Below are 206 nucleotides of genomic sequence, written 5' to 3' on the forward strand. Positions count from 1 at the left end.
TGCATCAAATATATAATTTGCGAATTGGAGAATATGATCCTTTTCTGTAATTTGATAGAGTTCCGTTAGGTACTCTTTCATCGTGATAACACCTTTGTTTTCAATCATAACGCCCTTTGGTTTTCCTGTTGTTCCTGATGTATAAATCAAATACAGTAAATCATTTGGTTGATTGATTTTCTCGGGATTTTTTGTTTCTCCCATGA

General features: G+C 33.0%; 1 protein-coding gene. It reads right to left on the reverse strand.

Annotated elements, in window-relative coordinates; genetic code table 11:
* Positions 1 to 206: AMP-binding protein (locus tag MR167_RS32825; RefSeq protein ID WP_242316342.1), on the reverse strand; the 206-nt coding region annotated here is incomplete at both ends.

This window comes from Bacillus cereus group sp. BfR-BA-01355 (genome assembly GCF_022663675.1).
In the GTDB taxonomy this organism is placed as follows: domain Bacteria; phylum Bacillota; class Bacilli; order Bacillales; family Bacillaceae_G; genus Bacillus_A; species Bacillus_A thuringiensis_S.